The organism is Novosphingobium sp. PC22D, assembly GCF_002556635.1.
Taxonomy (GTDB): Bacteria; Pseudomonadota; Alphaproteobacteria; order Sphingomonadales; family Sphingomonadaceae; genus Novosphingobium.
On sequence record NZ_MWMO01000023.1, the window covers coordinates 1 to 15,498 of the forward strand.

The 15,498-nt window shown below is 61.2% G+C and carries 14 protein-coding genes; 3 read left to right on the plus strand and 11 right to left on the minus strand.

Annotated elements, in window-relative coordinates; all coding sequences use genetic code 11:
• Nucleotides 1-63: 63 nt before the first annotated feature.
• Genes B2G71_RS21605 through B2G71_RS21615 form a run of 3 tightly spaced genes read right to left on the minus strand, consistent with a single transcriptional unit; the run spans nucleotide 64 to nucleotide 3,211 of the window.
• Complete coding sequence (locus B2G71_RS21605; RefSeq protein WP_206049481.1) at nucleotides 64-564, minus strand: efflux RND transporter permease subunit; 501 nt, start codon at nucleotides 562-564, stop codon at nucleotides 64-66.
• Complete coding sequence (locus B2G71_RS21610) at nucleotides 564-1,700, minus strand: efflux RND transporter periplasmic adaptor subunit (RefSeq protein WP_240530285.1); 1,137 nt, start codon at nucleotides 1,698-1,700, stop codon at nucleotides 564-566. The genes B2G71_RS21605 and B2G71_RS21610 overlap by 1 nt, the downstream gene beginning before the upstream one ends.
• Entirely contained in the window at nucleotides 1,697-3,211 is a 1,515-nt protein-coding gene (locus B2G71_RS21615) for an efflux transporter outer membrane subunit (protein WP_240530286.1), read from the minus strand. Before B2G71_RS21615 ends, B2G71_RS21610 begins: the two co-directional genes overlap by 4 nt.
• Nucleotides 3,212-3,340: 129 nt before the next feature.
• Between B2G71_RS21615 and B2G71_RS21620 the strand changes: the two genes are divergently transcribed.
• Nucleotides 3,341-4,027, plus strand: coding sequence for a response regulator transcription factor (locus tag B2G71_RS21620; RefSeq protein ID WP_098108741.1), 687 nt, complete (start codon nucleotides 3,341-3,343; stop codon nucleotides 4,025-4,027).
• A complete protein-coding gene (locus tag B2G71_RS21625) occupies nucleotides 4,014-5,330 on the plus strand; it encodes an ATP-binding protein (RefSeq protein ID WP_168176446.1) in 1,317 nt (438 codons plus the stop codon). The genes B2G71_RS21620 and B2G71_RS21625 overlap by 14 nt, the downstream gene beginning before the upstream one ends.
• A gap of 188 nt (nucleotides 5,331-5,518) precedes the next feature.
• Here the strand turns inward: B2G71_RS21625 and B2G71_RS21630 are convergent, their stop codons facing one another.
• The 3 genes from B2G71_RS21630 to B2G71_RS21640 are packed head-to-tail and all read right to left on the minus strand — an operon-like array spanning nucleotide 5,519 to nucleotide 8,047.
• Nucleotides 5,519-6,814, minus strand: a complete 1,296-nt coding sequence (locus B2G71_RS21630) for an ATP-binding protein (protein WP_098108743.1) — start codon at nucleotides 6,812-6,814, stop codon at nucleotides 5,519-5,521.
• A gap of 32 nt (nucleotides 6,815-6,846) precedes the next feature.
• Complete coding sequence (locus tag B2G71_RS21635; RefSeq protein ID WP_240530287.1) at nucleotides 6,847-7,659, minus strand: response regulator; 813 nt, start codon at nucleotides 7,657-7,659, stop codon at nucleotides 6,847-6,849.
• Entirely contained in the window at nucleotides 7,652-8,047 is a 396-nt protein-coding gene (locus B2G71_RS21640) for an RcnB family protein (protein ID WP_168176447.1), read from the minus strand. The genes B2G71_RS21635 and B2G71_RS21640 overlap by 8 nt, the downstream gene beginning before the upstream one ends.
• A 415-nt stretch (nucleotides 8,048-8,462) precedes the next feature.
• Here B2G71_RS21640 and B2G71_RS21645 point away from each other — a divergent pair, with 415 nt between their 5' ends.
• A complete protein-coding gene (locus B2G71_RS21645; RefSeq protein ID WP_098108745.1) occupies nucleotides 8,463-8,792 on the plus strand; it encodes a YnfA family protein in 330 nt (109 codons plus the stop codon).
• A 179-nt stretch (nucleotides 8,793-8,971) separates the two neighbouring features.
• Here B2G71_RS21645 and htpX read toward each other — a convergent pair whose 3' ends face one another.
• From htpX to B2G71_RS21670, 5 genes are all read right to left on the minus strand, one after another.
• Nucleotides 8,972-9,841: a zinc metalloprotease HtpX gene (gene htpX / locus B2G71_RS21650; protein ID WP_168176448.1), complete on the minus strand. Its 870-nt coding sequence runs from the start codon at nucleotides 9,839-9,841 to the stop codon at nucleotides 8,972-8,974.
• 325 nt (nucleotides 9,842-10,166) lie between these two features.
• Complete coding sequence (locus B2G71_RS24665) at nucleotides 10,167-10,460, minus strand: hypothetical protein (protein ID WP_240530288.1); 294 nt, start codon at nucleotides 10,458-10,460, stop codon at nucleotides 10,167-10,169.
• Nucleotides 10,453-11,424, minus strand: coding sequence for a YfdX family protein (locus B2G71_RS21660; RefSeq protein ID WP_098108747.1), 972 nt, complete (start codon nucleotides 11,422-11,424; stop codon nucleotides 10,453-10,455). The genes B2G71_RS24665 and B2G71_RS21660 overlap by 8 nt, the downstream gene beginning before the upstream one ends.
• 417 nt (nucleotides 11,425-11,841) lie before the next feature.
• The gene (locus B2G71_RS21665; RefSeq protein WP_098108748.1) at nucleotides 11,842-13,257 is read right to left on the minus strand and encodes a trehalose-6-phosphate synthase; all 1,416 of its coding nucleotides are present in this window, start codon (nucleotides 13,255-13,257) and stop codon (nucleotides 11,842-11,844) included.
• 12 nt (nucleotides 13,258-13,269) lie between these two features.
• Nucleotides 13,270-15,489, minus strand: a complete 2,220-nt coding sequence (locus B2G71_RS21670) for an amylo-alpha-1,6-glucosidase (protein WP_206049482.1) — start codon at nucleotides 15,487-15,489, stop codon at nucleotides 13,270-13,272.
• Nucleotides 15,490-15,498: the final 9 nt, after the last annotated feature.

Consider the following 15,498-nt stretch of genomic DNA (forward strand, 5'->3'; position numbering starts at 1 on the left):
AACCGCTGAATCAACGACTTGGGCAGCCGTCAAGCTAACCCGCTGATACCACTCAACTTAATTTCAGATCAGGCTCTTAGACAGATCGTTGTCGACGAACCACGACAGTTCCTCCTCGTCGTAATTCGGCGAGGTGATGACATAGGTCAGCAGCGCCGAATTGTCCTCGGTATTCTTGGAGACGGTCGGCTGCTGCATCGATGCGGGCAATTCGGACTGCGCGCCGTCCACCGCATTGCGCACTTCCTCGACCGCCTCATTCGAATCCTTGTCGATGTCGAAGGAAACCGAGATCGAGACGCTGCCCTCCGTGATCGTCGTGGTGACGTGATCGAGTTTGCGCAGCGAGGTCAGCTGATCTTCGATCTTGCGCGCCACCTCGGTTTCCAGCTGATCGGGTGCAGCGCCTTCGAGCGAGGCGCTGATCGTCACCGTTGGCTGGTCCATATCCGGGAAATCCTGGACTTCAAGCCGTTGGAAGCCGATCACGCCGAAGACGGTCAGCATGATGAACAGTAGCACCGCCGGAACCGGATGGCGGATGGATAGCGCGGAAATATTCACTATTCGGCGTCCTTCTCGGCGGCCTTCCGGGCGCTTGAGCCTTGCTTGCCATCGCTCTGCACACGCACGGTGGCGCCATCGCTGAGGAAGGATGCACCGGTGGCGACGATCTTCGTACCCTTGCCGATGCCCGAAATCTCGACCCGCGTATCGCGCCGCTGGCCTGCGGTGATCTCGGTCTCGGTGACGACATTCTTGTTGCCGATCACGAAGACATAGGATTTGCCGTCGCGCAGCACCACGGCCGTTTCGGGTACGGTCATGACCTTGCGGGCATCGAGTTCGATGCCGCCATTGGCATACATGCCCGCCTGCGCTCCGGAGGAGACAGGCAGGCGCACATAGGCGAGACCACGGCTGGTATCGCCATCGAGTGTGGGCGAGACGAGACGGACGGTACCGACCACCTCATTGCCATCGGGCAGGGTGACGGTGGCCAACTGCCCGGCCTCGGCCCGCTGCAATTGTTCTGCGGTAAGCTCGGCTTGCCATTCGACGATACCCTGGCGGACCATGCGGAACAATTCCTCGCCCGCGCTTACCACCTTGCCCAGATCGGCCGAACGCGAGGACACCACACCGCCGTCGGGCGCGCGCACTGCCGTCTGCGAAAGCGAAACGCTGTTGGCGCGCAATTCGGCCCGGGCGGCTTCGAGGCTGGCACGGGCGGTCTGTTCGGAAACGCGGTATCCCTCGATTTCCTGATCGGACAGGGCGCCTGTATCCTTCACCAGATTGGCCCGGCGCACATCGCTCTGGGCCTTGCTGAGAGTGGCCTGAGCCTCCGCAATCGCCGCCTGCAGGCGGGCGCGTTCGGCTTCCAGCGTATCGCGCGAAAGCGTGGCGAGCACCGCGCCCTTGCCGACCCAGCTGCCGACATCGACATTCAGCCGGGCGATCCGGTAGGGGCCGGTTTCGGCGGAGATCACCATTTCCTGCCACGGCTTGATCGCGCCGGTCGCGGCCAGCACTTCGGGCCAGCTGTCTTCCTGCGGCGTGGTCACGCGCACGGTCAGGCTGGCGGCTGGTTTGCTGTCGCCCTCTTCGGGTGCGGAGCAGTTGCTGAGCATCAGCGCGCCCGCCGCGAGCGCGGCGATGGCCGCGAACCGGCGGCCTCTGGCCTTGATGGAGGTCACGAGGTCTGGTCTCCTGCTGGAATCGTGTAATCGGGGCTTTGCGCTTCGTCCCAGCCGCCGCCGAGCGCCTTGTAGAGGGCGATCCAGTACTGGGCGGTGGCGGTGCGCAGGCTCACGAGATTGCGCTTGGCGTCGAGCGCATTGCGGCGGGCACTTTCGAGATCGAGCACATTGGCCGATCCCACCTCCCGCAGCCGCTCGATCGCGATGAAATAATCCTGATAGCCATCGGCCGCCTCGGCGGCATCGTCGGCGCGGCCGCGTGCGGCATCGAGCTGGACCAGCGACTGCTCCACTTCGAGCACGGCCGACCACACGACTTCGCGATAGGTGTGATATTGCAGGTCGTAGGAGGCCTCGGCACTGCGCACTCCGGCGCGGGCGCGGCCACCGTCGAAGATCGGCAGGCTGAGCGAGGGTCCGAACGACCATTGCGCCACCCCGCTGGCGAGCGGGATTGACCCGCCCAGCGACAGGCTGGGATAGAGATCGGCCTCGGCAGCCCCGATTTCGGCGCTGGTCGCGGCCAACTCGCGTTCCGCTGCGGCGACATCGGGGCGTTGGCGCACGAGATCGGCGGGCACCGAAGCCACTCGGAATTCGAGCGATCCGGGCAGTTCGCCCCGGCGAGGCGCCAGCAGCGCGCGCAATTCGCCCTCGCTCATTCCGGTGAGGGTGACGAGGCTCTTCACCAGCAGGTCGCATTGCGCCCGCTGCTCCTTCAGCGAAGCCCGCGTGCTGGCGGCAGAGGCCTCGGTCAGCCGGGCATCGGCAGGCGCGGTAAATCCGGCATTGGCGCTGATGCGGGTGAGGCGCGCGGTTTCGTCCTGCGAGCTGGCCTGCTGATCATATAGATCGGCAAGCTGTTCGCAGCCCCGCAGCTGGACGTAGTAATCGGCGACTTCGGCGGACAGTGAGACGCGCGCATCATGCCAATCGTCCACCCGCGCCTCGATCCGGGCGCGCTCGGCCTGGTTCTGCCGGCGCACCTTGCCGAACAGGTCGATTTCCCAGCTGGCGTCGAGCCCGGCCTGGAGGCCGTCGCTGGTCACGATGAGGCCATCGCCGGTTGTGACTGTATTGCCGTTCTCGTCCGTTTCGTCGCCGGAATCGATATCGATCTGGCCGGCGACCGAATAGGAGCCGCTGCCATTGACTTGCGGCAGGCCGTCCGCCCGGCTGGTGGCGAGGCTGGCGCGCGCCTGATCGATCCGCGCCACGGCTTGACCGAGGCTTGGGCTGAAGTCCTCGGCGGTCTGCTGCAGGCGGACGAGCACCGGATCGTCGAGCTGCGCCCACCAGTCAGCGAGGTTCGCGAGATCCCCGTCGTGGGGCTGCGGCGCTTCCCACTGGACCGGCACTGCCGCCAGCCGGGGCTGTTCATAATCGGGGCCGAGCGTGCATCCGGCGAGCAACAGGGCAGAGGTCATCGCGGCGGCAATGACCAGCCGCTGCCTGGTTGTCCTGCGGCGAATCACCGGCATATCGTCATCACGTCGGGGCAGCTTCATATGGGCTGCACCACTATCGCAGTGCAGCCAAAACTTGTGTTCGGCCACGTTAAGTTATGCAAAATGCATGTTAAGATCAGTAAAAGTTGGAGAGCCGCCGGGAGAAGGCGTCATAGGCGACATGAGATCATGCCCAATATATTGCTCATCGACGACGACCGCGAACTGACGCTCATGCTCTCGCAGTATCTCAAGGCGGAGGGCTTCAATGTGTCCGCCGCCCATGACGGTTCCAGTGGCGAGAGCGAGGCGCTGAGTGGCGCCTTCGACCTGATCGTGCTCGACGTGATGCTGCCGCGGGTGACCGGGATCGACCTGCTGCGCCGGATCCGCCGCAAGAGCGATATCCCGGTGCTGCTGCTGACCGCACGCGGGGCTGATGTCGATCGCATCGCCGGGCTCGATCTGGGGGCCGACGATTACGTGCCCAAGCCCTGTTCACCGGGCGAGCTGGTGGCGCGGATGCGAGCGATCCTGCGCCGTGTGCCCGGCGATCCGGCTGTGCAGGCCAGAGAAACAATCGAGGCCGGGCCACTGGTGATGTGGCCGGGATCGCGCCGAGCGCACTGGCATGACGAGGTGCTGGCGCTTACCAGCACCGAGTTCAGCCTGCTGGAAGTGCTTGCCCGCCACGGTGGCCAGATAGTCGCCAAGGAGCAGCTATCGCTTGATGGATTGGGCCGGGCGCTCACACCCTATGACCGGCGGATCGACGTGCATATCAGTTCGATCCGGCAGAAACTCGGGCCGCGGCCCGATGGCGAAAGCTGGATCATCGGCGTGCGCGGACAGGGCTACCAGCTTGCCACGGCCTAATGCGCGGCTATCGCTCGCCCGGGGATCGGGCGGCCTGTTTCGCAAGCTTTTCGCAGCGTTCACGCTGGCCACCCTCCTGTCTTTCGCGCTGGGCATAGGGTTTTACGAGCTGACGAGGAGCGATGCTGCCGAACGAAATGCCGACTCCTCCGGATTTGTTGCGATCGCGCAGGCGCTGCAGGAAAGCGGGCCGGAGGCGGCACGGGGGCTGATCGCACGCAGCGCGGATGACGTGTCGCTGCGCAATGCAGCCGGAGACCTGCTGGCCGGCACCGCTGATATGCCGTCCGATGCCGCCAGCCTGACAATTATCTCTGCGCAAGGCGAGCGCTACCGCCTTTCCTACCAAATTGCCGACGATACCCGGCCGAGCATCTGGGTTCCGGTCCTAGCCGGCCTTTTCGTCTCGCTGGTCATCAGCGCCATCGTGGCCTTTTACCTGTCGCAGCCTATCGCCCTTCTGCGCACCGGTTTTCACGATATCGGCGAAGGCAATTTCGGAATCCGTCTATCTGATCGCATGGGCACCCGGGTGGATGAGATCGCCGATCTGGCGCTCGAATTTGACGGTATGGCAGACCGACTTCAGAGGCTGGTCGCAACGCAAGACCGACTGCTTCACGACATTTCGCATGAACTGCGATCCCCGCTCGCCCGGATGGACGTCGCGATCGGCCTCGCCCGGCGTTCCCCCGAGCAGATTGAAGGCAGCCTCGACCGCATGCAGCGCGAGGTAGAGCGGCTCGACAAGCTGATCGGCGAGATACTGACGCTGGCCCGGCTCAATTCCGGCGTTGCTGAACTCAATTCGATGAAGCTGGACGTTGTCGATCTCCTCCACGCTATCGTCGAGGATGCCGAGTTCGAGGCCCGTGCCAGGCAATGCACAATCGACTGTCGATTGCCGACGCGCTTCGTGGTCAATGCCGACGGTGAACTGCTCTACCGCGCCTATGAGAACGTGATCCGCAACGCGGTCAAGTTCGCGCCGAGCGGGTCGGTCGTCGCGATCAAGGGGAATGCATCGGCGAATGGACTTGTCGTCAGGGTCTGCGATATGGGCCCCGGCGTGCCCAACGAGATGCTGGACGCAATCTTCGCGCCGTTCTGCCGAGTGACGGACAGGGACGGAGACGAACCGGTCGGCACGGGCCTTGGCCTTGCTATCACACGGCACGCGATGGAACGCCACGGCGGAAGCGTGAGCGCCGAGCCGGGAAGCGTCGATGGCCTCGGCCTTTGTGTCACTCTCTACCTACCGGCATGTGAGGAAGTCTGTTCCGATACACCGCGACGGACATGATCGTCACTTCACGCGGGATATCAGCGGATTTTCCGGATTTCGCTTCACACAGAAAAAAGCTGACTGTCTCGTGCCGGCGCCTAGCTGCCATGACTCGACAAAACTCTGGCTACACGTAATGGCGCATTTGTCTGCTGATCCAGACAATCGACTATTGACCGCCTTTGGCGAAGCTCGTCAATCCTATCTCACGCTTCCCGTTCGGCGATGCCCAGCCTTACCGCCAGACCTTGCGGCGCGTTGGAACGCAGTTCGAGGCTGCCGCCATGGCTCTCGGCGATGCTGCGCGCAATGGCGAGGCCGAGGCCGGAGCCGCCGGTTTCGCGGCTGCGCGAGGTTTCGAGGCGCTGGAACGGCTGGACCACCCGCTCGCGCTCTTCGGGCGGAATGCCGGAGCCGCTGTCGCGCAGCTCGACGATCGCCTTGCCGTCCTCGCCGAGAACCCTGAGCTGCGCGGAGCCGGCATAGATCACCGCATTGTCGATGAGGTTGCGCAGTGCGCGGCGCAGCAGGTCGGGCGCGATCTCGGCGGTCACACGCGACGAGGGCTCGAAGGTGACGGGGCGCTCCAGTTCGGCATATTCTTCGACGAGCGCTTCGACCAGCGCGGTGAGGTCCATCGGGCGGCGCTGCGCGCGGGTGGTGCGGGCGAGGACCAGGATGTCTTCGAGCATGGCGGTCATTTCCTCGATCTTGGCGATCGCCGCCTCGCGGTCCTCTTCCGGCTCCATACTCTCGATCCGCACGCGAAGCGAAGCCAGGGGCGTACGCAGATCGTGGCCGATCGCCCCGAGCAGATAATCCTTCTCCTCGAGCAGCGAGATGATACGCGCGTTCATAGCGTTGAACGCCTCCATCGCCTCACGCACGTCGTCGGGACCGTGCGGCTGTAGCGCAGGCGCGGACGAGCGCCCGGTGAACTCGTGCGCCGCATCGGTCAGCTCGCGCAGCGGGCGGTTGATGCTACGGGTGCCCCAGGCCGCGGCGCCGAGCACGAACAGGTACAGCAGCAACGTGGCGGCCCCGAGTCTGTAGATCAGCGTCGGATCCTGCGGGCGCGAGCGGAACCGCCCCGCGATCCAGGTATCATCGGCGATCCGGGCCGCGATCCGCAGCACCGGCCGGTCCGCATCCGGACCGCTTCCCCCGACCGGTGCAAGGCGAGCCGCCTCGACTTCGGTGTTACCGAGCCCGGTATCTGCCAGCGCCTCGCTCACACGCTGTTCGAGATCGCTGTCGCGTTCGCTTGCCGTGATGGACGGATTGGAGACGAGCGTGAACCCGGCACCGCGGCGGGACGCATCCTTGACGAGGAGATCGCGATACTCAGGATCGGCCGCCGCGATGTCGCCCGCCGCCTCGGCAAAGCGGGTGATCGCGGGGGCCTCGTTGCGCGCCCGGCTGATCTCCTGGCGGTCGTTCCACACCAGCGCGAAGCTGGCGAGCTGGGCCAGCAGCAGCGCCAGGCCCAGCAGCAGGACCATACGCGTTGTCAGCGTCCGAGGCAGGAAGCGAGTCACAGCCGTTTGACATCGGCCGCCAGCATGTAACCGCCGCCCCAGATCGTCTTGATAAGCTGCGGATCGGACGGATCTGCCTCGATCTTGCGACGCAGCCGGCTGATATGGTTGTCGATGCTGCGCTCGAAAGCGGCCAGTTCGCGGCCCTGGGTGAAGTCGAGCAACTGGTCACGGCTCAGCACCCGGCGAGGATGGGTGACAAAGGCATGGAGCAGGTTGAACTCGCCCGCGGAGAGCGGCGCGGCGACACCGTCCTTGTCGACAAGCTCGCGATCTCCGGTGCGCAGAACCCAGGGGCCGAAAGCAAAAGCCTCCGCGCCGGGAGGATGGACAGCCTGTCCGCCCTCGTTCGCGCGCCGCAGCACCGCCTTGATCCGGGCGGCCAGTTCGCGCGGTGAAAAAGGCTTGGTGACGTAATCGTCAGCGCCGATTTCCAGGCCGATGATCCGGTCCACTTCCTCCGCCTTGGCTGTCAGGAAGATGATAGGCAGCCTGCCTGTTGCGCGCAGAAAGCCCGCGAGCGCCAGTCCGTCCTCACCCGGCATCATGATGTCGAGCAGCGCCAGGTCAATCGCATGGGCAGCCACAATCTCACGCGCATCGGCGGCATTGGCGGCGGTGATCACACGAAAGCCGTTCTTGCCGAGATAGCTCGCGAGCGGATCGCGAATGTCCCGGTCATCCTCCACCAGAAGGATATGGGGCTGTCCGGAAAGCGTTTGCGCCAAAATCCCGTCTCCTCGTGCCGGAAGGCCCCGATGCTCTTGGCATCGGGGCCTGTTTTTGGACATCATGCCCCCATCAGGCAAGGATGTTCGAAAGCACCGCGGCAACCACGCCGCTGGTAATCGCAACCAGCACCACGTCGTTATCCGACTGTACCCAGCGATAGCCGCGCGGGGCGTCCTTCAGACCATAGGCCTTGGGCTGCGAGATCACCCGAAAGTTGGCGGCCTTGCGGCTGTCGAAACGGTCTCCCTTCTTCCAGCCATGCGTCGAGGTCTTGTAGACCTGCCGTTCGTTATCGCGGCGCTGTTCGGCTCGAGACGACGAGTTGCGGTTGTCCTGGTGGCTGTCGTGGCGCTGTTCCACACCGTGTCCCGCGCGGCCGTTGTTCTGGCCGTAGGATGGGGCAGCCATGGCGGCGGTGCTGAAGACCGTGGCGAAAGCGGCAGTGACAAGTGCAAGCTTCTTCATGTTCATGTTCCTTTCCAATGACGCTCCACTGCGGAGGCGTTGGAGGCAATATGAAGCCGCTCTGTCCCGAAAGTTTACCCATCAGGCGGGTAAACTGTCCCAATTTGTACCGAGCGCCGGCTCATGCAGCAGAGAGGTTGCGAAAGATGAAGCATTGGTTGGAATGACATTTTCGCCGACGTTTCGGCATCATCAATGCCCGTAACTTCGATTTGCCGTAAATGATCGACTATCTGCACTCTGTGGCTGCTACAGACTCAGGAATGGCGCTCGCGATTGGCAAGTTCGGCAAGGCAACGAATACCACCGCGTTGTAACGGGAACGGGCCGCATTCGTCGCGTTATGGGATGGTGGACAGTCGCGGATTGCCGGATCCTCCAAGCGCGCGCTGCACATGGTCGAGAAAGGAAGCGAATGACAGTCACGCCCTTCGTATATGTTGGCGCAGCGTTGACCGAAATCGCCGGATGCTTTTCCTTCTGGGTATGGCTGAGGATGGGACAGTCGCCGTTATGGGTTGTGCCGGGAATAGTATCACTCGCACTGTTCGCCTGGCTGCTGACATTGGTGGACAGCGACGCTGCGGGCCGCGCTTACGCGGCCTATGGAGGTGTCTATATCTTTGCGTCGTTGGGTTGGCTCTGGGCGGTTGAGGGCCTGCGCCCCGACCGCTGGGACATTGCGGGAGCTTCCATTTGCCTTATAGGGGCGGCGGTTATTCTGCTTGGCCCCCGCACCGGCTGAACGGCAAGCTGAGGTGTAGCGCACTGCGGATGGCAATTGGACGACCGCACGGCCAAGGGAGCAGAATACTCTCGCTCCAACACACCTGCACCGAATGTACCTGCGGCAGTTGGGGCGATGGACGTGGGTCTTCGTCCACCAGCCCCAACTATCCTGCGTTGTTGCACAAACCTGACCGCTCAGCATGGTCCGAGCCGCCCAATCGCATTGGGGCGCCTCACTCGGTTTGCTTGTTGGCCCCGCATAGCCTCCAAAGCAGCAATTCGCCTTTCGGTCGCCGGATGCGTCGAGAACAGCTCTGAAACGTGCGTTGGCACGATGTAGAGTTGTGCCGCTGCGGGATTGCGTTCGGAAACCGGGTTAGGAATCCTCCGGGCCGGGGAGGCGATTTTCCTCAGAGCCGAAGCCAGGGCCGCAGGATTGCCGCAAATCTCCGCACCGGCACGGTCAGCACCAAATTCCCGAGTACGGCTTATAGCCATCTGCACAATCATCGCCGCAAATGGTGCGACCACGACTGCCGCGAGCAGCGCCAAGGGATTGGACCTGTTGTCATTGCTGAAGAAGAAGCCAAAATTAGCGATCATGGAGATGGCGCCGGCGATCGTAGCTACCATCGTCATAATCAGCGTATCGCGATTGCGGATGTGACCTAACTCATGCGCCATCACGGCTGCGATCTCTTCGTGCGAAAGAATGCGCAAGAGACCCGTCGTTGCTGCAACCGCAGCGTGGCCGGGATCGCGTCCGGTCGCAAAGGCGTTCGGATGAGGGCTATCGATAATATAGACTTTGGGAACCGGCAAACCGGCCCGGATCGCGAGCTCACGAACCATTCCATAGAATTCAGGGGCGCTGGTGGCGTTCACTTCGCGAGCCCTGTGCATGGACAATACGATTTTGTCCGCATTCCAGTATGTGAAAAAGTTCATCGCCGCCGCCAGTACGAGCGCGATCAATGCGCCGCTGGAGCCGCCGATCATGTAGCCGAGGCCCATGAAAAGCGCGGTCAAGGCAGCGAGCAGAATGAATGTCTTCATCGTGTTCACTGTGGGTCCTCCAACCTGTTATTCAGCACTGATTTAGGTGAACGACGACCTGTTTCAATTCCTGGTGAACCCGAAAATTCGGCGAAATGCAGCGTGTCCGCGCGCCGCGTAACTCCCGCCCTGCGCGCATAATGCGACACTGCTCATACGCGCGCCATTCGACGCAGGGTTTGAACGTCTATGTGGTCTTGATGGAACCCGCGAAAGTCGCTTGCCTCAGGCCATCCAGAGCCGCGCCTCCACCACGATATCGGGCAACCCAGTACGTGAAAGGTCAGTGCGAGGCAAAAACGCGGATCGGGGAACGGCAGAGTGAGAGGCGCGGTTATTGTTCTGAAGCTGACTCCGCCTTTTCAGGTGGAACAGGCGTCATTGGCGTCTTGGGCAGTTCCACCGGGACCGCGAGGGGATCAGGTTCGGTTACTATCAATTCCCCACCGCTGATATCCTTAGCGCCCGGAACATAGGTGACCTCCTTTTCCTCCTCCTGGCCAAACGGGCCAATGAACCAAACGAGGAGAGCGATCACCAGCAAAGCTGCCAGTATCCAGAGAAGCTTTCCTGGAACAGTTTCAAGGAAGGGTTCGTCAGACAATTCCGCCTCCTTCTCGTCAATCATTAACTGTCGTTTCGAGATTATCGATCTGCTTGCCTATTGATTCAAACAGATCCCCCGATTCGTTTTTGGCAGAGACCCTTTTCTTCAAATCCTCTATGTCCCGAGCAAGCTTTTCATAAAGGCTGTCATTGCCGTATGTCAGAGCCCTCGCGAGCTCCACCTGATACGAGGCATTGTCGATGAAGATGGTCGGGTCGATTTGCGATTTCTCCGACTCTTCGTCCGCCGCCTTCGCAGAGCCTTCGTGCAGCTGCTTCTCTGCGGCATTCAGCATCGCCTGAGCGCGCAAAAGTGGAAGCGGCAGAATCTCTTCCTCGATCACCAGGGCCGATAAAGCAGTGTTGAGAGCGGTTTTTGCCTCAGCCAATTTGCCTTGATCGATGAGACGAGCAGCCCCTCTGATGGCGGCAGGATATGTTGCGAGGGGAATATTGGTGGTGTGGATCCGAATCTCGCTGGCGAAGGTTTCCATCAACACTCGCGCGTCCTGCAGACGCCCCTCCTTTACCAGGGCTTCAATTCTGTCCCGGACTTTCCTGACGTCGGCGACTGTCGCGATGATGTCTGTGCGGCTGGTCACGACATCAACGGGCGCCAGCGCAAGGCCCGGATCCCGAGCCAAGATTATGTCGAGCCTGCCCGTAGCTGTCGCGAGGGCATCCAGCGCTTTCTTTCCGTCTTGCTTGTCCAGATGCTCGATCGCAAGTTTGGTCTGTTGGAGCGCCTCCACAGCTTCGGAAAGAAGTTCGGCGCGCTTCTTGGTGACTTCATCACCTGCTTTCTCGCCAACAGATGCTCCAACTGCTTCCGTCGCCTCCGCTTGGCTCGGCGGGGCTGTAGATTCCTTGTCGCTTTCCTGGGCGCTGGCGCTGACGGATACGCCGAGGAGCAACGCAGCATAGAGACCTCTGACCGAGACCCGATGCAGTACCCGTGTTTTGCGGCCCTTCTTATTCTGATCCATCGTGCTTCCTTCCCTAAGGCAATTTCCAGACTGGGCCGGCCTTCATTTCCAGCGGCATGAAGATCATGCCGACGCCTCGACTTGGCAGGCGCTTATTTGCGTAAGGCAGGCAGCCGATCCGGCTGTCCGATCGGAGGTACGGGACCGCCACAAGCAAGCGCTGGAAGCCCATCCGCTGAGAGAGACAAAGTGTAAGAGCTCTCCAACCATGAGGCTCTTCTTCCATCAGGTGGTAGGCGGCGCACTGATCTGAATCAGTGCATCCTGCATTGGCGCGCTCTGCTCTCGCAAATCTCTTCATCCTGTCGGACGAGGCGCGCTTCTATGACCCGCGAAGGCAGGCTTTTCAGCTCCGCGCCCGATCTGGCGTGAAGACATGGCTTTTGGACAAGCCCTGCAAGAACGCCTGAATTGCTCCTACGCCGCTTGCGACAAGAGCACCGGCCTTTCGATTTCGGATGAGCCGCGCAGTCGCTGGAGAAAACTGTCACACCACCAAGCCGCATCTTCCCGGTTCACGATGTCGTATAGCGAGCGCCAGCGACGCTTGCGCTCTGCGACCGGCATCTTGAGCGCCTGTTCGATAGCTTCCGCCAATTCGTCAGCGCTGAATGGATTGATGGTGAGCGCCTCTTTCAGCTGAGCCGCCGCTCCGGTGAATTTCGACAGAATAAGCACTCCGGGATTTTCAGGATCCTGTGCCGCGACGAACTCCTTCGCCACGAGGTTCATGCCGTCCTGAAGCGGAGTCACGAGCCCGATCCGGGCCGCCCGGAAGATTCCCGCAAGTTGCTGCCTGCTGTGCTCACGGTTCACATAGCGGATCGGCACCCAGTTCGAGGTCGCATGTTTGCCGTTGATGCGGCCTGAAAGAGCTTCGAGTTCTTCGCGGATATGACTGTAGCACGGAATGTCATTGCGCGCGGGCGGTGCGATCTGGAGCAGGAAAATCTGCTCCTGCATATCGGGCCGCGCGGAGAGGAAACGGTCATAACCGGCAAAACGCTGCGGTAGCCCTTTTGAAAAGTCCAGCCGATCGACTCCGGCGATCATGCTCCTGCCATTCGCGCTTTCCATGGAAGCCTGATGGCTGGCCCGTGCCTCGGGGCTGGCCAGCAAATCTCGATATTCGGCTGCATCAATACCAACGGGCAGAGCGAGAACCCTGATACAGCGGCCTTCGAATTCGATCAGGTCATCTTCAATCGGAGAGATGCCGAGTTCGCTCTCGAGATAGTCGAGAAAGGCCTGTCGGTAATCTTCAGTTTGAAAGCCGATAACGTCATAGCACAGCAAGGCTTGAACCATCCTGGCATGGTCAGGCAGAGCGGTCAGTATCGAACGGTGCGGCCAGGGCGTGTGCAGGAAGAAGCCGATCCTGTTGGCGCATCCCAACGCGCGAAGTTCGTTTGCGACCAGGAACAAGGGATAATCGTGCACCCAGACAAGGTGGTCCTCCTCGATCAAGGGCATAATAGACCGAGCCAAACGGGAATTGCCCCGCTCATAGCCGTCCGTAAAATGACGTTCGAATTCCGCAAGATCGGTACGGCCGTGCAGCATCGGCCACAATGTCCGGTTGGCATACCCATTCACGAACTCATCAATATCGGCAGGGTCCAGATCGACACTCGCCACCCGCATCCCGTCGCGGCATTCGAGTTTCAACGAACCGGTAAAGCGTTCGGTGACTTTGCCGGACCAGCCAAACCACAGCGCATTCCGACCTGCCATTGCCGATACGATTGGCTGCGGCAGGCCACCTCCATGCGCTTCGGCTTCGCCTTCAGCTAAGGCATGAACGAGACTAGAAATGACGATCAGTCGTTCCATGGCTCTTCCTCATCAGACCATCGACAGAACTCGCACGTCGCCCGTACGATCCAGAACATCGACCAGAACCTTCTCACCCGAGCGCCTCAACATGATGTCGGCATGTCCATCGCCGGCGCGAACGTGGCGAATGTGGAGTTCATCCAGAAAGTTCGGCAAAACAGGTTCGCTGAAAATGATGTGTTCGGCCTTCGCATCGAAACTGAGGCCGAGACTCGATTGAATCAGAAAGAGCGGCGCGGCTGCGGACCATGCCTGCGGAATGCAGGCCACCGGATAAAAGGTCGGACCCTGGACCGGACGGCGGGGGAAGCCGCAGAACAACTCCGGAAGACGGCGGAGGTCGACATAAGTTGAAGCGCCCATCAAGGCCTCGAAAATCATCGAAGCCTCCAGCCGGAATCCATAACGGGAGAAGCCCGCCGCAATCAACGCGTTGTCATGCGGCCAGATCGAGCCATTATGATAACTCATGGGATTGTATCGGGCTTCGGTAGTGGCAATTGTACGAATGCCCCAGCCGGAAAAACTGGAAGGCGACATCAACGTCTCGACGACGGCAGCGGCGCGCTCGGGCTTGGCAAGCCCGGTAAAGAGAACGTGTCCCGCATTGGACGAACGAACCCGGCAGGGCCGTTTCTCTCCATCCAGTGCAAGAACGTATGTACGGAGATCCTCGTCGTAGAAGTCGCGGTCGAACCGCTCGCGTAACGCCTCGGCCCGCATTCTCAGTGACTGGGCCTCCTTGGCGTTACCCAGTCGATCAAGCATCGCGGCCCCGGCTTCCCACGCTCCATAGACATAAGCTTGCACTTCAGCGAGCGCGATCGGTCCAGCTGCTAGGCGGCCGTCTGCATGGAAAACAGAGTCGTAACTGTCTTTCCAGCCCTGGTTGGCCAGCCCTTCCTGCGTGTGTCGGCCATATTCCACATAGCCGTCGCCATCCCGGTCGCCATGGTCCTGGATCCAACGCAGGGCGGCTTCGACATTCGGCCAGATGGCTCGGGCGAATTCGACGTCATCTGTACGCTGAAGGTATGCGCCGGCCAGGATGACAAAGAGGGGGGTGGAATCGATGCTGCCATAGTAGTGGCGGAACGGCACTTCTCCCAATTCCGCCATTTCACCGCGGCGAACCTCATGGAGGATCTTGCCAGGTTCTGCATCGGCGGCCGCATCGAATTCCTTTGCCTGTTTCGCCGCGAGATAGGACAGGACACCGCGAGCGATTTCCGGATCGATCCACAGCGTTTCCAACGCTGTAATAAGCGCGTCGCGCCCGAAGATCGTGCTGAACCAGGGAATGCCGGCGTATGGATAGGGGCCATGCTCCGTGTCTGTGACAAGCATGTAGATGTCGGCCACACAGCGGCGAAGCGCCTGATTGAAAATCTCATTGGATGATGCGACTGCGGCAGCCCGCGAGGAAGATGCGCGCAACGCCCTCCTTGCAGCCCGGAACGAGTGTATGAAAGAGGTACGCAGATCCTGGTTCAGATCCGCTTCCCCGCAATGCACCTCAATAAGAATGGATTGCCGCTCGCCTGCCCCCAATTTGAATGAGAAGACAGCCTGATCGTGGCTGATAACCTGTGGCTGCGGTGAAAACCTCAGAGTGGTATGACGCGTCAGATTGTCGCGGCCAATATAGCTCAGCACCACATGGTCATCACCGAACACCGGAGAGCATCGCTCTCCGCGCTTTGGGCGAACCGTGCCGCGCACCTCGAACAGATCGGCGAAATCAGCGGCGTAACCGATCTCCACTGACAATCGATGCGGCTGATCGTCGTAGTTGAAGAGTGACAGCCGTTCATATGCGACGCCGTTCCAGAGGAAGCGCGTCCTGCGGATGTGGACGAGGTCATTCCGCAAGACGCATTCGCCACCCTCATCGTGGATATCCGGATTCGTTAGATCACAGGTCAACGTCGCATTGTCGTCTCTCAATGCGGAACTGAGAAGAATCGGCCGCACTCCGCCCATGAGTGTCAGATAGAAATGCGAGAGATGGCGTGTATCCCGGTGATACAGCCCTTCCGGACTTCCATGGCCGCTGATGGCATCGCCACTGTGATCGAACACCGCGAACGTATCGCCGTGCTTGAGCGTGCGCGGTCTTCGTTCATGCAACGAGGCAGTTGCCGGAACGAAGAACTGGGTTGGTGCTTTCGCGATGCCATTGGGCTCTGTCGCCCGGGCAGAATCTGAACCAGCTACGGCCATATCCATCTCGCTTCC

Coding starts and splice junctions, on each gene's coding strand:
- B2G71_RS21615 (WP_240530286.1), bottom strand. CDS start 3,211: ATGAAGCTGCCCCGACGTGATGACGATATGCCGGTGATTCGCCGCAGG.
- B2G71_RS21620 (WP_098108741.1), top strand. CDS start 3,341: ATGCCCAATATATTGCTCATCGACGACGACCGCGAACTGACGCTCATG.
- B2G71_RS21630 (WP_098108743.1), bottom strand. CDS start 6,814: ATGGTCCTGCTGCTGGGCCTGGCGCTGCTGCTGGCCCAGCTCGCCAGC.
- B2G71_RS21640 (WP_168176447.1), bottom strand. CDS start 8,047: ATGAAGAAGCTTGCACTTGTCACTGCCGCTTTCGCCACGGTCTTCAGC.
- B2G71_RS21645 (WP_098108745.1), top strand. CDS start 8,463: ATGACAGTCACGCCCTTCGTATATGTTGGCGCAGCGTTGACCGAAATC.
- B2G71_RS24665 (WP_240530288.1), bottom strand. CDS start 10,460: ATGATTGACGAGAAGGAGGCGGAATTGTCTGACGAACCCTTCCTTGAA.
- B2G71_RS21660 (WP_098108747.1), bottom strand. CDS start 11,424: ATGGATCAGAATAAGAAGGGCCGCAAAACACGGGTACTGCATCGGGTC.
- B2G71_RS21665 (WP_098108748.1), bottom strand. CDS start 13,257: ATGGAACGACTGATCGTCATTTCTAGTCTCGTTCATGCCTTAGCTGAA.
- B2G71_RS21670 (WP_206049482.1), bottom strand. CDS start 15,489: ATGGATATGGCCGTAGCTGGTTCAGATTCTGCCCGGGCGACAGAGCCC.